Source organism: Marisediminitalea aggregata (assembly GCF_900129565.1).
GTDB lineage: Bacteria > Pseudomonadota > Gammaproteobacteria > Enterobacterales > Alteromonadaceae > Alteromonas > Alteromonas aggregata.
On sequence record NZ_FQWD01000004.1, the window covers coordinates 93,335 to 106,836 of the forward strand.

The following is a 13,502-nucleotide window of genomic DNA, read 5'->3' on the forward strand; positions in this document are numbered from 1 at the left end:
TTGCTCAGACGTTATAGCAAGCTTAATCAGTAACATCAAGCCAAGCTTTACAATTTTTTAACTTATTAATGAATCGCTGCCATCCCTTTAGTGACAAGGCTTCAAGCGAATACAGCAGTTAAGGTAACACAACTTTTCTGACTTTGAAGCCCCTAAAGTTAAAAAAAATGACTTTTCTCACGTTATCTGCACACTTTTTGAGCAAAACAAATAAAAATGCCGCGCAAGCCTTTATATGACTGGCGCGGCAAGCATTCTATGTGCCTAAGTTTTAGCCGTTTAACGCAACAGGTTGAAAACTCTCAACCGGCTCTTGCAAGGCAATATCTAACACATCATCAATCCACTGTACCGGATGAATAGACAAATCCTGCTTCACGTTATCCGGAATTTCTTCTAAATCACGTTCATTGTCTTTCGGGATCACCACGGTTTTAATGCCTCCGCGGTGCGCAGCAAGCAGCTTCTCTTTTAGTCCACCAATCGCCAGCACCTCTCCGCGCAGGGTAATTTCCCCTGTCATGGCCACATCGCACTTAACAGGGTTGCCTGTTAATGACGACACCAATGCAGTACACATCGCAATACCCGCACTTGGACCGTCTTTAGGTGTTGCGCCTTCTGGCACGTGAACGTGAATATCACGCTTCTCGTAGAAGTCGCCGTTAATACGCAGTTTTTCAGCGCGTGAGCGAACGACCGTCATGGCAGCATGAATAGACTCCTGCATAACATCGCCCAGTGAACCGGTTGATGTCATTTTTCCCTTACCAGGTACAGAAGTCGTTTCGATAGTCAGTAAGTCACCGCCAACTTGTGTCCAGGCCAATCCTGTTACCTGACCAATCTGGTTGTTCTTGTCGGCTTTACCGTAATCGAAGCGCTGCACACCCAGATAGTCTTTCAGGTTATCCTGGTTCACTACCACTTTCTTAGTCGATTTATTCAGCAAAATATCTTTCACCGCTTTACGACACACTTTAGAAATCTCGCGTTCCAGTGAACGCACACCAGCTTCGCGGGTGTAGTAGCGGATCATGCCAATAATGGCTGAGTCCTCGATTTCCAGTTCATTCTTTTTAAGGCCGTTGCGTTCCATTTGCTTACTGATCAAATGGCGTGTGGCGATATTCAGCTTCTCATCCTCGGTATAGCCCGATAAACGAATCACTTCCATCCGGTCGAGTAACGGACCAGGAATGTTCATGCTGTTTGATGTCGCAACGAACATGACGTCAGACAAATCGTAGTCCACTTCCAGATAATGGTCGCTGAAGCTGCTGTTTTGTTCCGGGTCCAGCACTTCGAGTAATGCGGAAGCCGGGTCGCCACGCATGTCAGATGACATCTTGTCGATTTCGTCTAACAAGAACAGCGGGTTTTTCACTTCCACTTTGGCCATTTTCTGGATCAGCTTACCCGGCAATGAGCCAATGTAGGTGCGACGGTGTCCACGAATTTCCGCTTCATCGCGCACGCCACCCAGTGCCATACGCACATACTTGCGGCCTGTGGCTTTGGCAATAGATTGACCCAGTGATGTTTTACCCACACCCGGCGGTCCGACTAAACACAGAATCGGCCCTTTCAGTTTACGAACACGTTGTTGCACGGCAAGGTATTCAATAATACGTTCCTTGACCTTTTCCAGTCCGTAATGGTCGGCATCCAGGATCTCTTCTGCCTTTGCCAGGTTCTTTTTCACTGCAGAACGCTTATGCCACGGCACACTGGTCAGCCAATCGATATAGCTTCTGACAACCGTTGCTTCGGCGGACATTGGCGACATCATTTTCAGCTTTTGCAGTTCAGCCTTGGCTTTTTCTTCAGCCTCGGCAGGCATTTTGGCTTCTTCGATTTTCTTGCTCAGCGCTTCAAATTCATCCGGCGCGTCGTCGAGCTCACCCAGTTCTTTCTGAATGGCTTTCATTTGCTCGTTCAGATAGTACTCACGCTGAGACTTCTCCATTTGCTTCTTTACGCGGGTGCGAATTTTCTTTTCGACCTGCAGCAAATCAATTTCGCCTTCCATTAACGCCATCAGATACTCAAGGCGTTCATTCACGCCCCGCATCTCGAGCACTTTTTGCTTCTCTACCAGTTTAAGCGGCATATGCGCAGCCATGGTATCAGCCAAACGTGCAGCATCATCGATGCCGTTGAGCGACGTCAGTACTTCGGGTGGAATCTTTTTATTGAGCTTAACGTAACCTTCGAACTGCGACACTGCAGAACGGATCAGCACTTCTTGCTCACTTTCTGGCAGCGCTTCATCGCCCAGGCGATCGATACCCGCTACAAAGAAAGGTTCAGTTTGTACATAGTCGGCGACTTCACCACGCACATTACCCTCAACCAGCACTTTGACCGTGCCGTCGGGTAATTTAAGCAATTGCAAAATGGTCGCGATGGTACCTACAGAATAAATATCGCCGGTGTCTGGCTCGTCAATGCCCGCGTCTTTTTGGGCAACCAGGAAAATTTGTTTGTCGCTGTCCATGGCCGCTTCCAAACAGCGGATCGACTTCTCACGTCCAACGAATAAAGGTATGACCATATGGGGGTACACAACCACGTCCCGCAAGGCCAGTACTGGTATTTCAATGCGATTCTCTCGCTCTGATGTCATACTTCTTCTCTGATTATTACTATTGTGTCTTTATATGGGGATGGGCTAACAAAGTTCAATTAACCCGCAGTATATTTCTATAAGGCGTAGTCTTAATCTACTGCAAACCGTTTTGAAAAGCAGTAACTAATGCTTGATATCACAAATAAAAAAAGGCCCGGAGGCCTTTTTATATATTTTGATTGTTTTATTCGCTGGCGGCTTTTTTGTCCGCACTATCGTAAATAAGAATGGGATTAGACTCACCGCGAATCACGGTTTCATCAATCACCACCTTGCTTACGTTTTCCATAGAAGGTAATTCGTACATGGTTTCAAGCAGAACAGCTTCTACAATTGAACGCAGGCCGCGGGCACCTGTTTTGCGCTGCATCGCTTTCTTAGCAATCGCAAACAAGGCATCTTCACGAAACTCAAGTTCAGTGTCTTCCATGGCAAACAAGGCAGAATACTGTTTGGTAATCGCATTCTTCGGCTCTTTCAGAATCTGAATTAACGCTTCTTCATTCAGTTCTTCCAGGCTGGTTACCACTGGCAGTCGTCCGATAAACTCCGGAATCAACCCGTATTTCACCAGATCTTCTGGCTCTACCTGACGGAACAGCTCAGAAATGGCCTTCTTGTTTTCCTTGGACTTCACTTCAGCGCCAAAGCCAATGCCGCTGCCGCTGGTCGCGCGTTGTTCGATGACTTTGTCGAGCCCTGCAAATGCACCACCACAGATAAACAGGATCTTAGAGGTATCAACCTGCAGAAATTCCTGTTGCGGGTGCTTGCGTCCACCTTGCGGCGGTACGGATGCTACAGTGCCTTCGATCAACTTCAATAGCGCTTGCTGAACACCTTCTCCGGATACGTCACGCGTAATCGAAGGGTTGTCTGATTTACGGCTGATCTTGTCGATTTCATCAATGTAAACAATACCGCGCTGGGCTTTTTCTACATCGTAATCACACTTCTGCAGCAGCTTTTGAATAATATTTTCAACGTCTTCACCCACATAACCGGCTTCGGTCAGTGTGGTGGCATCAGCCATGGTGAAAGGTACGTCTAACAGACGAGCCAACGTCTCAGCCAACAGGGTTTTACCGCTACCGGTAGGCCCAATTAGCAGAATGTTACTTTTGCCTAACTCAACGCCTTCGTGTACATCACCATTGCGTAAACGCTTGTAATGGTTGTAAACCGCCACCGACAGAACTTTCTTCGCGTGCTCCTGACCAATCACATAGTCGTTCAGGTGCTCGTGAATTTCCTGGGGTTTTGGCAGCGCATTTTGCTTTTGCTTATTCGGGGCAATCTCCTTGATCTCTTCCCGAATAATATCGTTGCATAACTCAACGCACTCATCGCAGATGAACACTGAGGGGCCGGCGATAAGCTTTCTGACCTCGTGCTGGCTTTTGCCACAGAACGAGCAATACAGAAGTTTATTGTCGCCGTCGCTGCTTTGTTTGTCGCTCATAGATTATTGCCTCTATACTGCCCGGCAAACATAAACAATAACGCCGGGCTTATATAACTATACTACTTAGAAGCCGTTGCGTCAGATCGATTTGTTAAAACCTGATCGATTAGCCCGTATTCTTTGGCTTCATTTGCACTTAAGAAGTTGTCACGGTCCGTGTCTCTGGCAACCGTTTCATAATCCTGGCCAGTATGCTGTGCCATCAAACGGTTTAACTTCTCTTTAATGCTTAAAATTTCGCGAGCGTGAATCTCAAAATCAGAAGCCTGGCCCTGGAATCCACCCAAAGGTTGGTGAATCATGACCCGGGCATTAGGTAAGCAATAGCGCTTGCCCTTGGCTCCGCCTGATAACAAGAATGCACCCATGCTGGCTGCCTGACCCACACACACAGTGCTCACGTCTGGCTTAATGAAATTCATGGTGTCGTAAATGGCCATCCCTGCTGTCACAGAGCCGCCAGGAGAATTGATATACAGGAAAATGTCTTTTTCTGGGTTTTCTGCTTCCAGAAACAGCATTTGTGCGACGATCAAATTGGCCATGTGATCCTCTACCTGACCAACCAGGAAAATCACGTTTTCCTTTAAAAGACGCGAATAAATATCGTAAGAACGCTCTCCTTTAGCAGTTTGTTCAACAACCATGGGAACCAGGGCGTTCATCGGATCAAGTGGGCTATGCATTTTGCGATACCTTACGTACTAACAGAAATAAAAATGCTCGGACTAGACCGAGCATTTAAACAGTTGCTTGTAGGTTAAGTCAATCTGGGAGTGTAAAATTACCCCTGTTTGTTCATAACCTCGTCAAACGCTTTTGTCACGTCGGTAGTTTTTGCTTTGCTCACTACCCATTCGATGGCTTGTTCTTCAAGCGCAACGTTTTGCATTTGTTGCATCAGTTCCTGGTTGTTTTTGTAATATTCAACCACTTCCTGAGGATCTTCATACGCAGACGCCATCGTTTCGATCAGGCTATCTACTTTTTCTTGATCCGCTTTCAGTTCGTTTTGCTTGATGATTTCACCCAGTAACAAACCAATTGTTACGCGACGCTTAGCGTTGTCTTTAAACAGATCGCCTGGCAGCTCTGGCATGTTTGCACCACCGCCTTGCTGACTGAAACGCTGTTTAGCTTGTTCGCGCAGTGCATTGATTTCTTGCTCAACCAATGCAGCAGGCACGTCCATCTCGTTCTTTTCAATCAGTTTAGCAATAACGGCTTCTTTCAGCTCGTTTTTCAGTGTTGTGCTCAGCTCGCGTTCCATGTTTTTACGCACTTCCGCTTTCAATGCTTCCACATCACCGTCTTCGATACCGAACAGTTTTGCAAATTCTTCATCAACTTTTGGCAGAGTCAGACCTTCAACTTTCTTCACGCTAACTGCGAACTGAGCGGCTTTACCTTTCAGGGCTTCTGCGTGGTAGTCTTCAGGGAAAGTCACATCTACAGTGACTTCTTCGCCTTTCTTCGCACCAACCAGTGGCTCTTCGAAGCCAGGGATCATTCGGCCTTTGCCCAATTCAAGCGTAAAGTCTTCAGCTTTACCGCCTTCGAACTCTTCGCCGTCTACTGTGCCAACGAAATCAATAACAACGCGGTCGTCTTTACGTGCTTTACGACGTACTTCTTTCCACTCACCGTGTTGCTTCTGTAACGTTTCCATCATGTTGTCCAGGTCAGCGTCGCTGATCTCTACAACAGTTTTCTCAAGCTCGATTTCTTCTACACCCTTCACTTCTACTTCCGGGTATACTTCGAACTTGGCTACGAATTCTAAATCTTCGCCATCCTGATCTTTTGTTAATTCAAAAGCAGGCATGCCAGCAGGATTGATTTTTTCCTGAACGATGGCCTGATAGAAGTTTTGCTGCATTACATCGCCAGCCACTTCCTGACGTACAGCCTGGCCGTAACGCTTTTTGATTACGCTTACTGGTACTTTACCTGGACGGAAGCCGTTAATACGCTGGGTTTTCGCTAACTGCTGTAAACGCGCTTTAACCGCATTATCTACTGACTCAGCAGGAACAGTAATAGTAAGACGGCGTTCTAAACCTTGAGTCGTCTCGACTGAAACTTGCATTGTATTACCTCAACTGTGCGCCTAAGACGCTTTATTTTCCAGCCTTTGTCTCCCAGCGGTAACAGTTACCAACCAGCAGAAAAAGGTCGATTCTTCGCGCTTACTAATGTGCGCTGCCATAAAAAGACGCAGTAGTATACAGTTTGCTAATAGCAGAGTCGAGCGTTAATCACGCCTTTCATGGCCGCACAGCAGAGACTGCGCAGAAAAGCGTCAAAATACTGAGAAAAAACAGAAAGAATGGTCGGTGAGACAGGATTTGAACCTGCGACCCCTTGTACCCAAAACAAGTGCGCTACCAAGCTGCGCCACTCACCGACTCGAAGAGATATTTGCTAAAGTGGTGCGGAAGGAGAGACTTGAACTCTCACGCCGTGAAGCACTGGAACCTAAATCCAGCGTGTCTACCAATTCCACCACTTCCGCAAGAAAATGGGGTGGACGATGGGACTTGAACCCACGACAACCGGAATCACAATCCGGGGCTCTACCAACTGAGCTACGCCCACCATTGAGGTGTTGCTGATTATACAAATAATAGTTGAGGTTAGGTAACTATTATTTGCTTATGCTGCATATTTTTTACCGGTTTCGCGTGGCGCGTCCGGCAGGATTCGAACCTGCGACCCACGGCTTAGAAGGCCGTTGCTCTATCCAGCTGAGCTACGGACGCTCGGCGAATCTACGCTAGCATAAAATGGTCGGTGAGACAGGATTTGAACCTGCGACCCCTTGTACCCAAAACAAGTGCGCTACCAAGCTGCGCCACTCACCGACTGTGTAAGGAGAGTAAATTTCCCTCTCGTTACGGGGGGCGCATGTTACCGATTTGCCCCTACCTCGTCAAACACTTTTTTTAGCAAAATGTTTGTATGCTCATTAACTCAGCAACTGAGTTATTTTTTAGCCAACAATAGTCCATATGAAGGACAGCTATTGAAAAATTCCCTGGCGACCTGAATACCACCCGCAAAAGACATTACACCGATTGCTAACTTCCTAAGCCACACTATTTATGTGAAAATATTAGGTACTCTCCTTTTTGAATCAATAGAAGCAGCAAGTAACTATGACCGCGCACCTTATAGACGGCAAACAAATTGCCAAGCAAGTCCGACAAGACGTCGCCAGTTATGTAAAATCATTAAAAGAAGCCGGTAAACGTCAACCCGGTCTTGCCGTTGTCCTGGTAGGCGCAGATCCTGCGTCGCAAGTGTATGTTTCAAACAAACGCAAAGCCTGTGAAGAAGTGGGCTTTTTATCACGCTCTTTTGATTTGCCAGCAGACAGTAGCCAGGAAGATCTAATAGCGCTGGTTGACAAACTCAATGACGACGCAGAAATTGACGGCATTCTGGTACAGTTACCTTTGCCTGCTGGTTTAAATGCAGAAGCCATTCTTGAACGTATTCATCCGCACAAAGACGTCGATGGCTTCCACCCTTACAACATAGGCCGACTGGCTCAGCGTATTCCGGCCCTTCGCCCGTGTACGCCAAAGGGCATTATGACCATGATTGAAGCAACCAAGCGTCCTGTGAAAGGCCTGGATGCGGTTATTGTTGGCGCATCGAATATTGTTGGACGCCCAATGTCACTGGAGTTATTGCTTGCCGGTTGCACGGTGACAACCTGCCACAAGTTTACCCAGGATTTAAAATCACACGTTAGCCGTGCGGACCTGCTGGTTGTTGCGGTAGGTAAACCTGCGTTTATTCCGGGAGACTGGATTAAACCTGGCGCTATCGTTATTGATGTAGGTATTAACCGCACTGCTGAAGGCGGCCTGGTTGGTGATGTCGAATTCGACAAAGCGAAAGACAGAGCCGGTTATATTACCCCCGTACCAGGTGGTGTTGGCCCAATGACAGTGGCCAGTTTGATTGAAAACACGCTGGAAGCCTACGTTAAATTCCATTCATGAAAATGACTCCGCAAACACCAGCCAGTCTGCACGTGCAGCGCTGGCTGGATACGATGGTGATAGCCCATAACTTTTGCCCTTTCGCCAGCTATGTTCGCAATAACAACCAAATCCGTTATGCCGAATGCGAAAGTGCCGACATGGCCGACGCCCTGACAATGTTACAAAACGAGTGCGAATTACTCGATAACAACCCGACTATCGCCACCACACTACTCATATTGCCGACAGGTTGGGCTGAGTTTGATGATTTTCTGCTGCTTATTGATATGGCACAGCAATGCATTGAACACTGGGATTACAGTGGCACCTACCAACTGGCCACGTTTCACCCGGATTATCTGTTTGATGGCGAGGATCCACAGAGTGCCAGTCATTACACAAACCGGGCTCCTCACCCGGTACTGCATATCATCAGAGAAAAAGACGTTACCGAAGCGCTGAAACATTATGATGCGCCACAGGATATTCCTGAGGGCAATATCGCGAAAGCGGAAGCATTAGGATGCCCACATCTGGCTGCACAATTAGCGGCCTGTAAGTCAGAAGAGTATTAACAAAGACAAAGCATCCACCCTGTACCCGCCTCTGCGGGCACAGGATATTGACTATATTTAATATTTACTCGGCTTCCGGTGATCGAATTAAATCCGAACGCAGTGTCAGTAGCCCTCTGGCCTGAAAGTCGGTCAGCTCAAACACCCAATTTTCAATACCTTCCGGCGTCCAGGGTGTCTCGCCGTCGGCCTCGTGAGCAATAGAAACAAGATAACCTGAGGCGTCCTGCTGTTTAGCAAAAACATGAATCGTTAGCGTCTGCTTGTTACCGTTCAGCGTAATCGATTGTAATGGTTCATCGAGAGCTTCTTCCGGCATACGCGCACGCATGTCGTCGTAGTTCACATTTACGATGTCATTGAGCGTTTGTGACAAGATACCCGGATACGCTAGTTCGGAAGCTGCGACATCAAATAGTTGCCACTCACCGTTTTCACTGTTGTTAAACAGCGTAAAAGGTTCCTGCCCGTCTACAATGACTTCAGAGAGCGTATTAACCGACACTGTTATTAACTGCTTTGTTAGCCAGTCAGCATTGCCCACCGGCAGCGCTAATGGTTTGTCGATAAGATAACTGCGTTGTTGTGAAGGTTCCCGCACGTAGCGTCCCATACCGCTGCTGGCAAGATTGCCCAGCAACACCCGCCATTGCTGAGTAGCCGAGGCCAACGTGATCAGCGTGCCCTGGGAGCCTGGCTGTGTCACAGGCTCAACCCCCAACCGAGAATACTGACTGGCCTTGGCCGTTTTCCCTTCCAATACCGTGGCTTGAGTGAGCTCACTAACAAAATCAGCCAGCGCAGTCATATCAACCGGAAACGTCAGCATGCTGTCCAGATGCGTGGCGAACCATTGGTTTTGCTCCCGGCGCGCACTAAATACAACACCCTCTGCATTTTCTATGGTTACCGCCGTGAGCGCTGAAGCATTTTCCTCCAGTCCGCCCAGCAGGACATGAGCTGGTGCACTGTCTGCCTGTCCTCTGTACATCGTTAAGTAGTAAGCGCCACCTAACGACAAAATAACCAATACACTTAGAACAACGATACGCTTCATGCGGCGATTTCCTCCCTGACTTGTTTACCGGCCCGGCGCTTAAATAAACGCGCGCTTAGCCATAACAAGGTAACCAACACTAGCGGTGCAACGGCAATATTGAGTAATTTCAGATAATTGCCCAACGTGTCTATGTCACGCTCCAACTGATACCTTACATCGCGCAACTCCCTGCGAATCGCTCCCCGCTGCGCAATAAACTCGTCAAGTGCAGCCTGCTGCTCCGGACTGAGCGTTAACGCACCGGATTCATTTTGCACACTCTGCAACTCGGCTAATTGCGCTTCCGTTTGTTGCAACTGGGCCTGCAGCCGCTCTTCCTGTTCCCGGAAGCGCGCTTCCGCTTTCGCTTCCAAAGCCTGAACCACCTCGAAAGGTCGCGCATACGTACCGCGTCCCCGAATACTGATCAATGCGCTGCTTCCGGCCAGGTTTTCGCTAGCGTTGATCACCGCGTCACCATTATTCGCGAATGGTGTGAACAAGGTTTCGCCAAAGAAATTGCTTTGCTGAACCCAAAAGCGATCCGCCAACATGTCGGCATCCGTGAACACAATAACGTTTAACTGTGTAGTCTGACTCACATGTGCAGATTGCATTGCGTTACTTTCTTCAAAATCAGGCGCGCTGTCGTAGGCCGAACGTGTTGCTCCGGCAATCCTTGCAGCCAGCGTGTATTGCTGTTTAGTCGTATCCAGCATGCGTTGCAGCGCTCCAGGGTCACGAGTAAGCGCATAGTCACTGCTGCTCACAGCTACGCCGTCCTGCGAAGAATACGCAAGGGGAGTCAGGCGCAAGCGGCTGTCCTGATTTAGCGAGAGTGGCGCAAACGACGAGCCGTTAATAAGCTCCAGATTGGCCGTAATAATGTCCTCGCGATTTAACTGCTCGCCGGTTAAACCAATGATCCCGGGATGTCTTGCGACTGCACCTTCCGGCGTGCGAATGTCCAGTCCCAATCGAGCATCTAATACGACTTTGCTGGTGTCGACGTTAATCCCCCACTTTTCCAATAGCGAGAACTCGGATGCATTGGCGCCCATCGCGCTCATCATCGCCATTGGGTCTGACTCGTAGTGGCTATCCATGAACAGGAGTATCCGCCCTTGTTTCATCGCGAACTGATCGATGGAGTACAACAGGGATTCTGATAAGTTTTGCGGATGCACAACCACCAGCACATCTGTGTCGTCAGGCAATTGCGATGCATCACTGCCAATCGTGGTAACATCGTAGAGCTGATTTAGCTGACTATAGAACGTCATTGGCGGCGTATACTGGCCCGACATGGGATTTTGGCCACCGAGTAAGTTCAAGTCCGTTAATAGCGTTACAGAAACAGGCTCAGGATCGCTTAACTGATAAATGAGCTTACTAATGTCATATTCGAGAAAGGTTTCCTGCTGGGGGTCAAAAAAGCCGATACTGAACTGGTCGTCTACCGCATTCGTACCCGCTAACCCGAAGTAAATTGCTTCGCCAACCGGCCCAAGCGTTGCCCCGGTCAAGCCATACTGTGCGGCAAGATCTTCTGCCTCAGAAAAAGGCTCAGGGTCAATCACTTTTAGCGTAATCTTACCATTCGCACGACTGGCGTACTCTTCCAACAGGCTCTGAACGCGATTGGCATAATTGCGCAATGCGGTCATGCCTTTCGATGCGGAATCCGAAAAGAAGAAGTACAGTACAATCGGTTCGTCCAATTCATCCAGCACCTTCTGACTGCCGGGCGACAGGGAATACACTTTATCTTCGGTTAAATCAATGCGGTAATGACCTAATAATTCATTGTTGATCACCACAACACCGAAAAATAGCACAATGAGCAGCGCGAGAGTTGTTAAGGCAGTAGTATTTTTCATGGTTAATCCGCCTTCTTATTTTCAATTACAACCAGGCTGGCATACAGCCAAATCACCATAATAATCAGGAAGTAGCCCACGTCATTCATAGCAAGTACCCCTTTTGCCATGGCTTCAAAGTGGGTAAGAAAACTGAAGCTGGCTACGGTATCGAGCAACAGGTTACCCGCCCAGGGCTCAAACGCATCCAGCACGATACCGCTGCCTGACACCACAAATAAAAAGCACACAACCACGGCCAGAATAAATGCAACAACTTGATTGCGAGTGAAGGCTGACATACAGGTACTGATAGCCAGAAACGCCCCGGACATAAGCCAGCTGCCAATGTAAGCGGCCAGTATTATGCCGTTGTCGGGTTGACCGAGATAGTTAACGCTTAGCCATAAAGGAAAGGTCAGAATTAGCGAGAGTGCGAGGATAAACCAGGCCGCCAGAAATTTGCCCAGCACTGCCTCACCTATGCTCACGGGTAACGTCATTAATAATTCAATTGAGCCGGATTTGCGCTCTTCGGCCCAACTGCGCATCGCCATGGCTGGCACCAGAAACAAATACAACCAGGGATGAAAATTAAAAAACGGAATGAGGTCAGCCTGACCGCGTTCGTACAGGTTGCCAATGAAAAAGGTAAACACGCCTGACAGCATTAAAAAAATCGCAATGAACACATAAGCGACCGGCGTGGCAAAGAAACTACTGAATTCTCTGCGGGTAATAAACCAGACATTAGCCATGTGACACCTCCCGGGTAGTGATATCCCGGAATACTTCGTCCAGCCGCCCTTGCTCAAGGGTGAGGGTTTCAACCGGCAAACGGCGCTGGGTAACGTATTCGTTGATGACATGGAAAATATGCTTACCGGGTTCGGGAAACAAGGTCACCAAACCGGTTTTGCGATCGATTTCCATTTCTTCGACACCCTCAAGCTCTGCCAGGCCGGAAATATCCGCGGCATAGCTCATCTTCAGGCTGACTGCATTGCAAAAACGAGACTGATGACGCAGTGCATTGGGCGTATCATCAAATCGAAGCTGGCCGTTGGCAATGATCATAACCCGATTACATACCGCTGTGACTTCCTCAAGAATGTGGGTAGAAATCACCACAATTTTCTCTTTCGACAAGTCTTCAATTAACTGACGAACATGGTGTTTTTGATTTGGATCCAGACCGTCTGTCGGTTCATCGAGGATCAGAATATCCGGGTCATGCAAAATAGCTTGCGCCAGGCCGACACGGCGCTTGAATCCCTTTGACAGATTATCTATCGGTCGGTTTAGCACATCGGCTAATTCAACCCGGCCAATTACATCAAACAAACGTGACTTTCGCGCAGCGCCTTTCAGCCCGCGAACATCGGCAATGAAGTGCAGAAATTGCCAAACCGTCATATCGCCGTAGGCGGGCGCGCCCTCGGGTAAGTATCCGATATTGCGCTGAATCGCTTTGGCATCCGACGCGTAGCGCTTGTCCTGAATAACAATATCGCCTGACGTAGGTGGCAAGAACCCGGTCAGCATTTTCATGGTAGTGGATTTGCCCGCTCCATTCGGACCGAGAAACCCAACGATATTGCCTGGTGCAATATCAAACGACAAATCATCAACCGCTTTAAAGTGGTGGTAATGTTTGGATAAGTTTTTTACTGAGATCATAGTCATCCTATTACGATCTGCGACGCTTATTCTTTTACGTTGTACTAAATAGTCTGTGTGCACTGTGGCTACATGAGCTAATGTGCGCTTGATATATAGTGACACACGCGTAAATTTCAATCATGTGTTATGTGATGAATTCACAAAATAGGGCTGTGTAATGGACCGGAGGGAACTGAATAGCAAAAAACATCGCCGGCCATCTGGCCAGCGACAAGATGCTATGTCCCAGGGAGGACGTGGTTGGGCTATCCATA

The 13,502-nt window shown here is 48.2% G+C and carries 10 protein-coding genes and 5 tRNA genes; 2 read left to right on the forward strand and 13 right to left on the reverse strand.

From position 1 onward, the window contains the following. Nucleotides 1–271: 271 nt before the first annotated feature. The 9 genes from lon to BUB81_RS12000 form a co-directional block, all read right to left on the reverse strand. Complete coding sequence (gene lon, locus BUB81_RS11960) at nucleotides 272–2,629, reverse strand: endopeptidase La (protein ID WP_073323037.1); 2,358 nt, start codon at nucleotides 2,627–2,629, stop codon at nucleotides 272–274. Between the two features lie 187 nt (nucleotides 2,630–2,816). Then, complete coding sequence (clpX, locus tag BUB81_RS11965; protein ID WP_073323039.1) at nucleotides 2,817–4,094, reverse strand: ATP-dependent protease ATP-binding subunit ClpX; 1,278 nt, start codon at nucleotides 4,092–4,094, stop codon at nucleotides 2,817–2,819. A 62-nt stretch (nucleotides 4,095–4,156) separates the two neighbouring features. Then, nucleotides 4,157–4,783 carry an ATP-dependent Clp endopeptidase proteolytic subunit ClpP gene (clpP, locus tag BUB81_RS11970; RefSeq protein WP_073323041.1) on the reverse strand — a complete coding sequence of 209 codons (627 nt, stop codon included), beginning with the start codon at nucleotides 4,781–4,783 and terminating at the stop codon, nucleotides 4,157–4,159. A 98-nt stretch (nucleotides 4,784–4,881) separates the two neighbouring features. Next, entirely contained in the window at nucleotides 4,882–6,186 is a 1,305-nt protein-coding gene (gene tig / locus BUB81_RS11975; RefSeq protein ID WP_073323044.1) for a trigger factor, read from the reverse strand. Between the two features lie 241 nt (nucleotides 6,187–6,427). Then, nucleotides 6,428–6,504 (reverse strand) — tRNA-Pro (locus BUB81_RS11980). A 23-nt stretch (nucleotides 6,505–6,527) separates the two neighbouring features. Further along, nucleotides 6,528–6,612 (reverse strand) — tRNA-Leu (locus BUB81_RS11985). Nucleotides 6,613–6,619: 7 nt separating this feature from the next. Then, nucleotides 6,620–6,695: transfer RNA gene (locus tag BUB81_RS11990), tRNA-His, on the reverse strand. An 87-nt stretch (nucleotides 6,696–6,782) separates the two neighbouring features. Next, nucleotides 6,783–6,859: transfer RNA gene (locus tag BUB81_RS11995), tRNA-Arg, on the reverse strand. Between the two features lie 25 nt (nucleotides 6,860–6,884). Continuing rightward, nucleotides 6,885–6,961, reverse strand: a tRNA-Pro gene (locus BUB81_RS12000). Between the two features lie 294 nt (nucleotides 6,962–7,255). On the opposite strand from BUB81_RS12000, the gene folD reads away from it, so the two are divergent. Then, nucleotides 7,256–8,110, forward strand: a complete 855-nt coding sequence (gene folD / locus BUB81_RS12005; protein ID WP_073323046.1) for a bifunctional methylenetetrahydrofolate dehydrogenase/methenyltetrahydrofolate cyclohydrolase FolD — start codon at nucleotides 7,256–7,258, stop codon at nucleotides 8,108–8,110. Next, the gene (locus tag BUB81_RS12010; RefSeq protein ID WP_073323048.1) at nucleotides 8,107–8,667 is read left to right on the forward strand and encodes a DUF1415 domain-containing protein; all 561 of its coding nucleotides are present in this window, start codon (nucleotides 8,107–8,109) and stop codon (nucleotides 8,665–8,667) included. Before folD ends, BUB81_RS12010 begins: the two co-directional genes overlap by 4 nt. A gap of 64 nt (nucleotides 8,668–8,731) precedes the next feature. On the opposite strand, the gene BUB81_RS12015 is transcribed toward BUB81_RS12010, so the two are convergent. From BUB81_RS12015 to BUB81_RS12030, 4 genes are read right to left on the reverse strand one after another with little or no spacing between them, the layout of a single operon-like run. After that, entirely contained in the window at nucleotides 8,732–9,724 is a 993-nt protein-coding gene (locus BUB81_RS12015; protein WP_073323050.1) for a DUF4340 domain-containing protein, read from the reverse strand. Further along, a complete protein-coding gene (locus tag BUB81_RS12020) occupies nucleotides 9,721–11,586 on the reverse strand; it encodes a GldG family protein (RefSeq protein ID WP_073323052.1) in 1,866 nt (621 codons plus the stop codon). The genes BUB81_RS12015 and BUB81_RS12020 overlap by 4 nt, the downstream gene beginning before the upstream one ends. Before the next feature lie 2 nt (nucleotides 11,587–11,588). Continuing rightward, nucleotides 11,589–12,323 (reverse strand): ABC transporter permease subunit, encoded by a 735-nt coding sequence (locus tag BUB81_RS12025; RefSeq protein WP_073323054.1) that lies wholly within the window; start codon nucleotides 12,321–12,323, stop codon nucleotides 11,589–11,591. Then, nucleotides 12,316–13,245, reverse strand: coding sequence for an ABC transporter ATP-binding protein (locus BUB81_RS12030; protein ID WP_073323056.1), 930 nt, complete (start codon nucleotides 13,243–13,245; stop codon nucleotides 12,316–12,318). Before BUB81_RS12030 ends, BUB81_RS12025 begins: the two co-directional genes overlap by 8 nt. Nucleotides 13,246–13,502 lie beyond the last annotated feature (257 nt).

Excerpts from the sequence above, each read along its gene's own strand:
- BUB81_RS12030 (WP_073323056.1), bottom strand. The coding sequence starts at position 13,245 with ATGATCTCAGTAAAAAACTTATCCAAACATTACCACCACTTTAAAGCG.
- tig (WP_073323044.1), bottom strand. The coding sequence starts at position 6,186 with ATGCAAGTTTCAGTCGAGACGACTCAAGGTTTAGAACGCCGTCTTACT.
- clpP (WP_073323041.1), bottom strand. The coding sequence starts at position 4,783 with ATGCATAGCCCACTTGATCCGATGAACGCCCTGGTTCCCATGGTTGTT.
- BUB81_RS12020 (WP_073323052.1), bottom strand. The coding sequence starts at position 11,586 with ATGAAAAATACTACTGCCTTAACAACTCTCGCGCTGCTCATTGTGCTA.
- clpX (WP_073323039.1), bottom strand. The coding sequence starts at position 4,094 with ATGAGCGACAAACAAAGCAGCGACGGCGACAATAAACTTCTGTATTGC.
- BUB81_RS12025 (WP_073323054.1), bottom strand. The coding sequence starts at position 12,323 with ATGGCTAATGTCTGGTTTATTACCCGCAGAGAATTCAGTAGTTTCTTT.
- folD (WP_073323046.1), top strand. The coding sequence starts at position 7,256 with ATGACCGCGCACCTTATAGACGGCAAACAAATTGCCAAGCAAGTCCGA.
- lon (WP_073323037.1), bottom strand. The coding sequence starts at position 2,629 with ATGACATCAGAGCGAGAGAATCGCATTGAAATACCAGTACTGGCCTTG.
- BUB81_RS12015 (WP_073323050.1), bottom strand. The coding sequence starts at position 9,724 with ATGAAGCGTATCGTTGTTCTAAGTGTATTGGTTATTTTGTCGTTAGGT.
- BUB81_RS12010 (WP_073323048.1), top strand. The coding sequence starts at position 8,107 with ATGAAAATGACTCCGCAAACACCAGCCAGTCTGCACGTGCAGCGCTGG.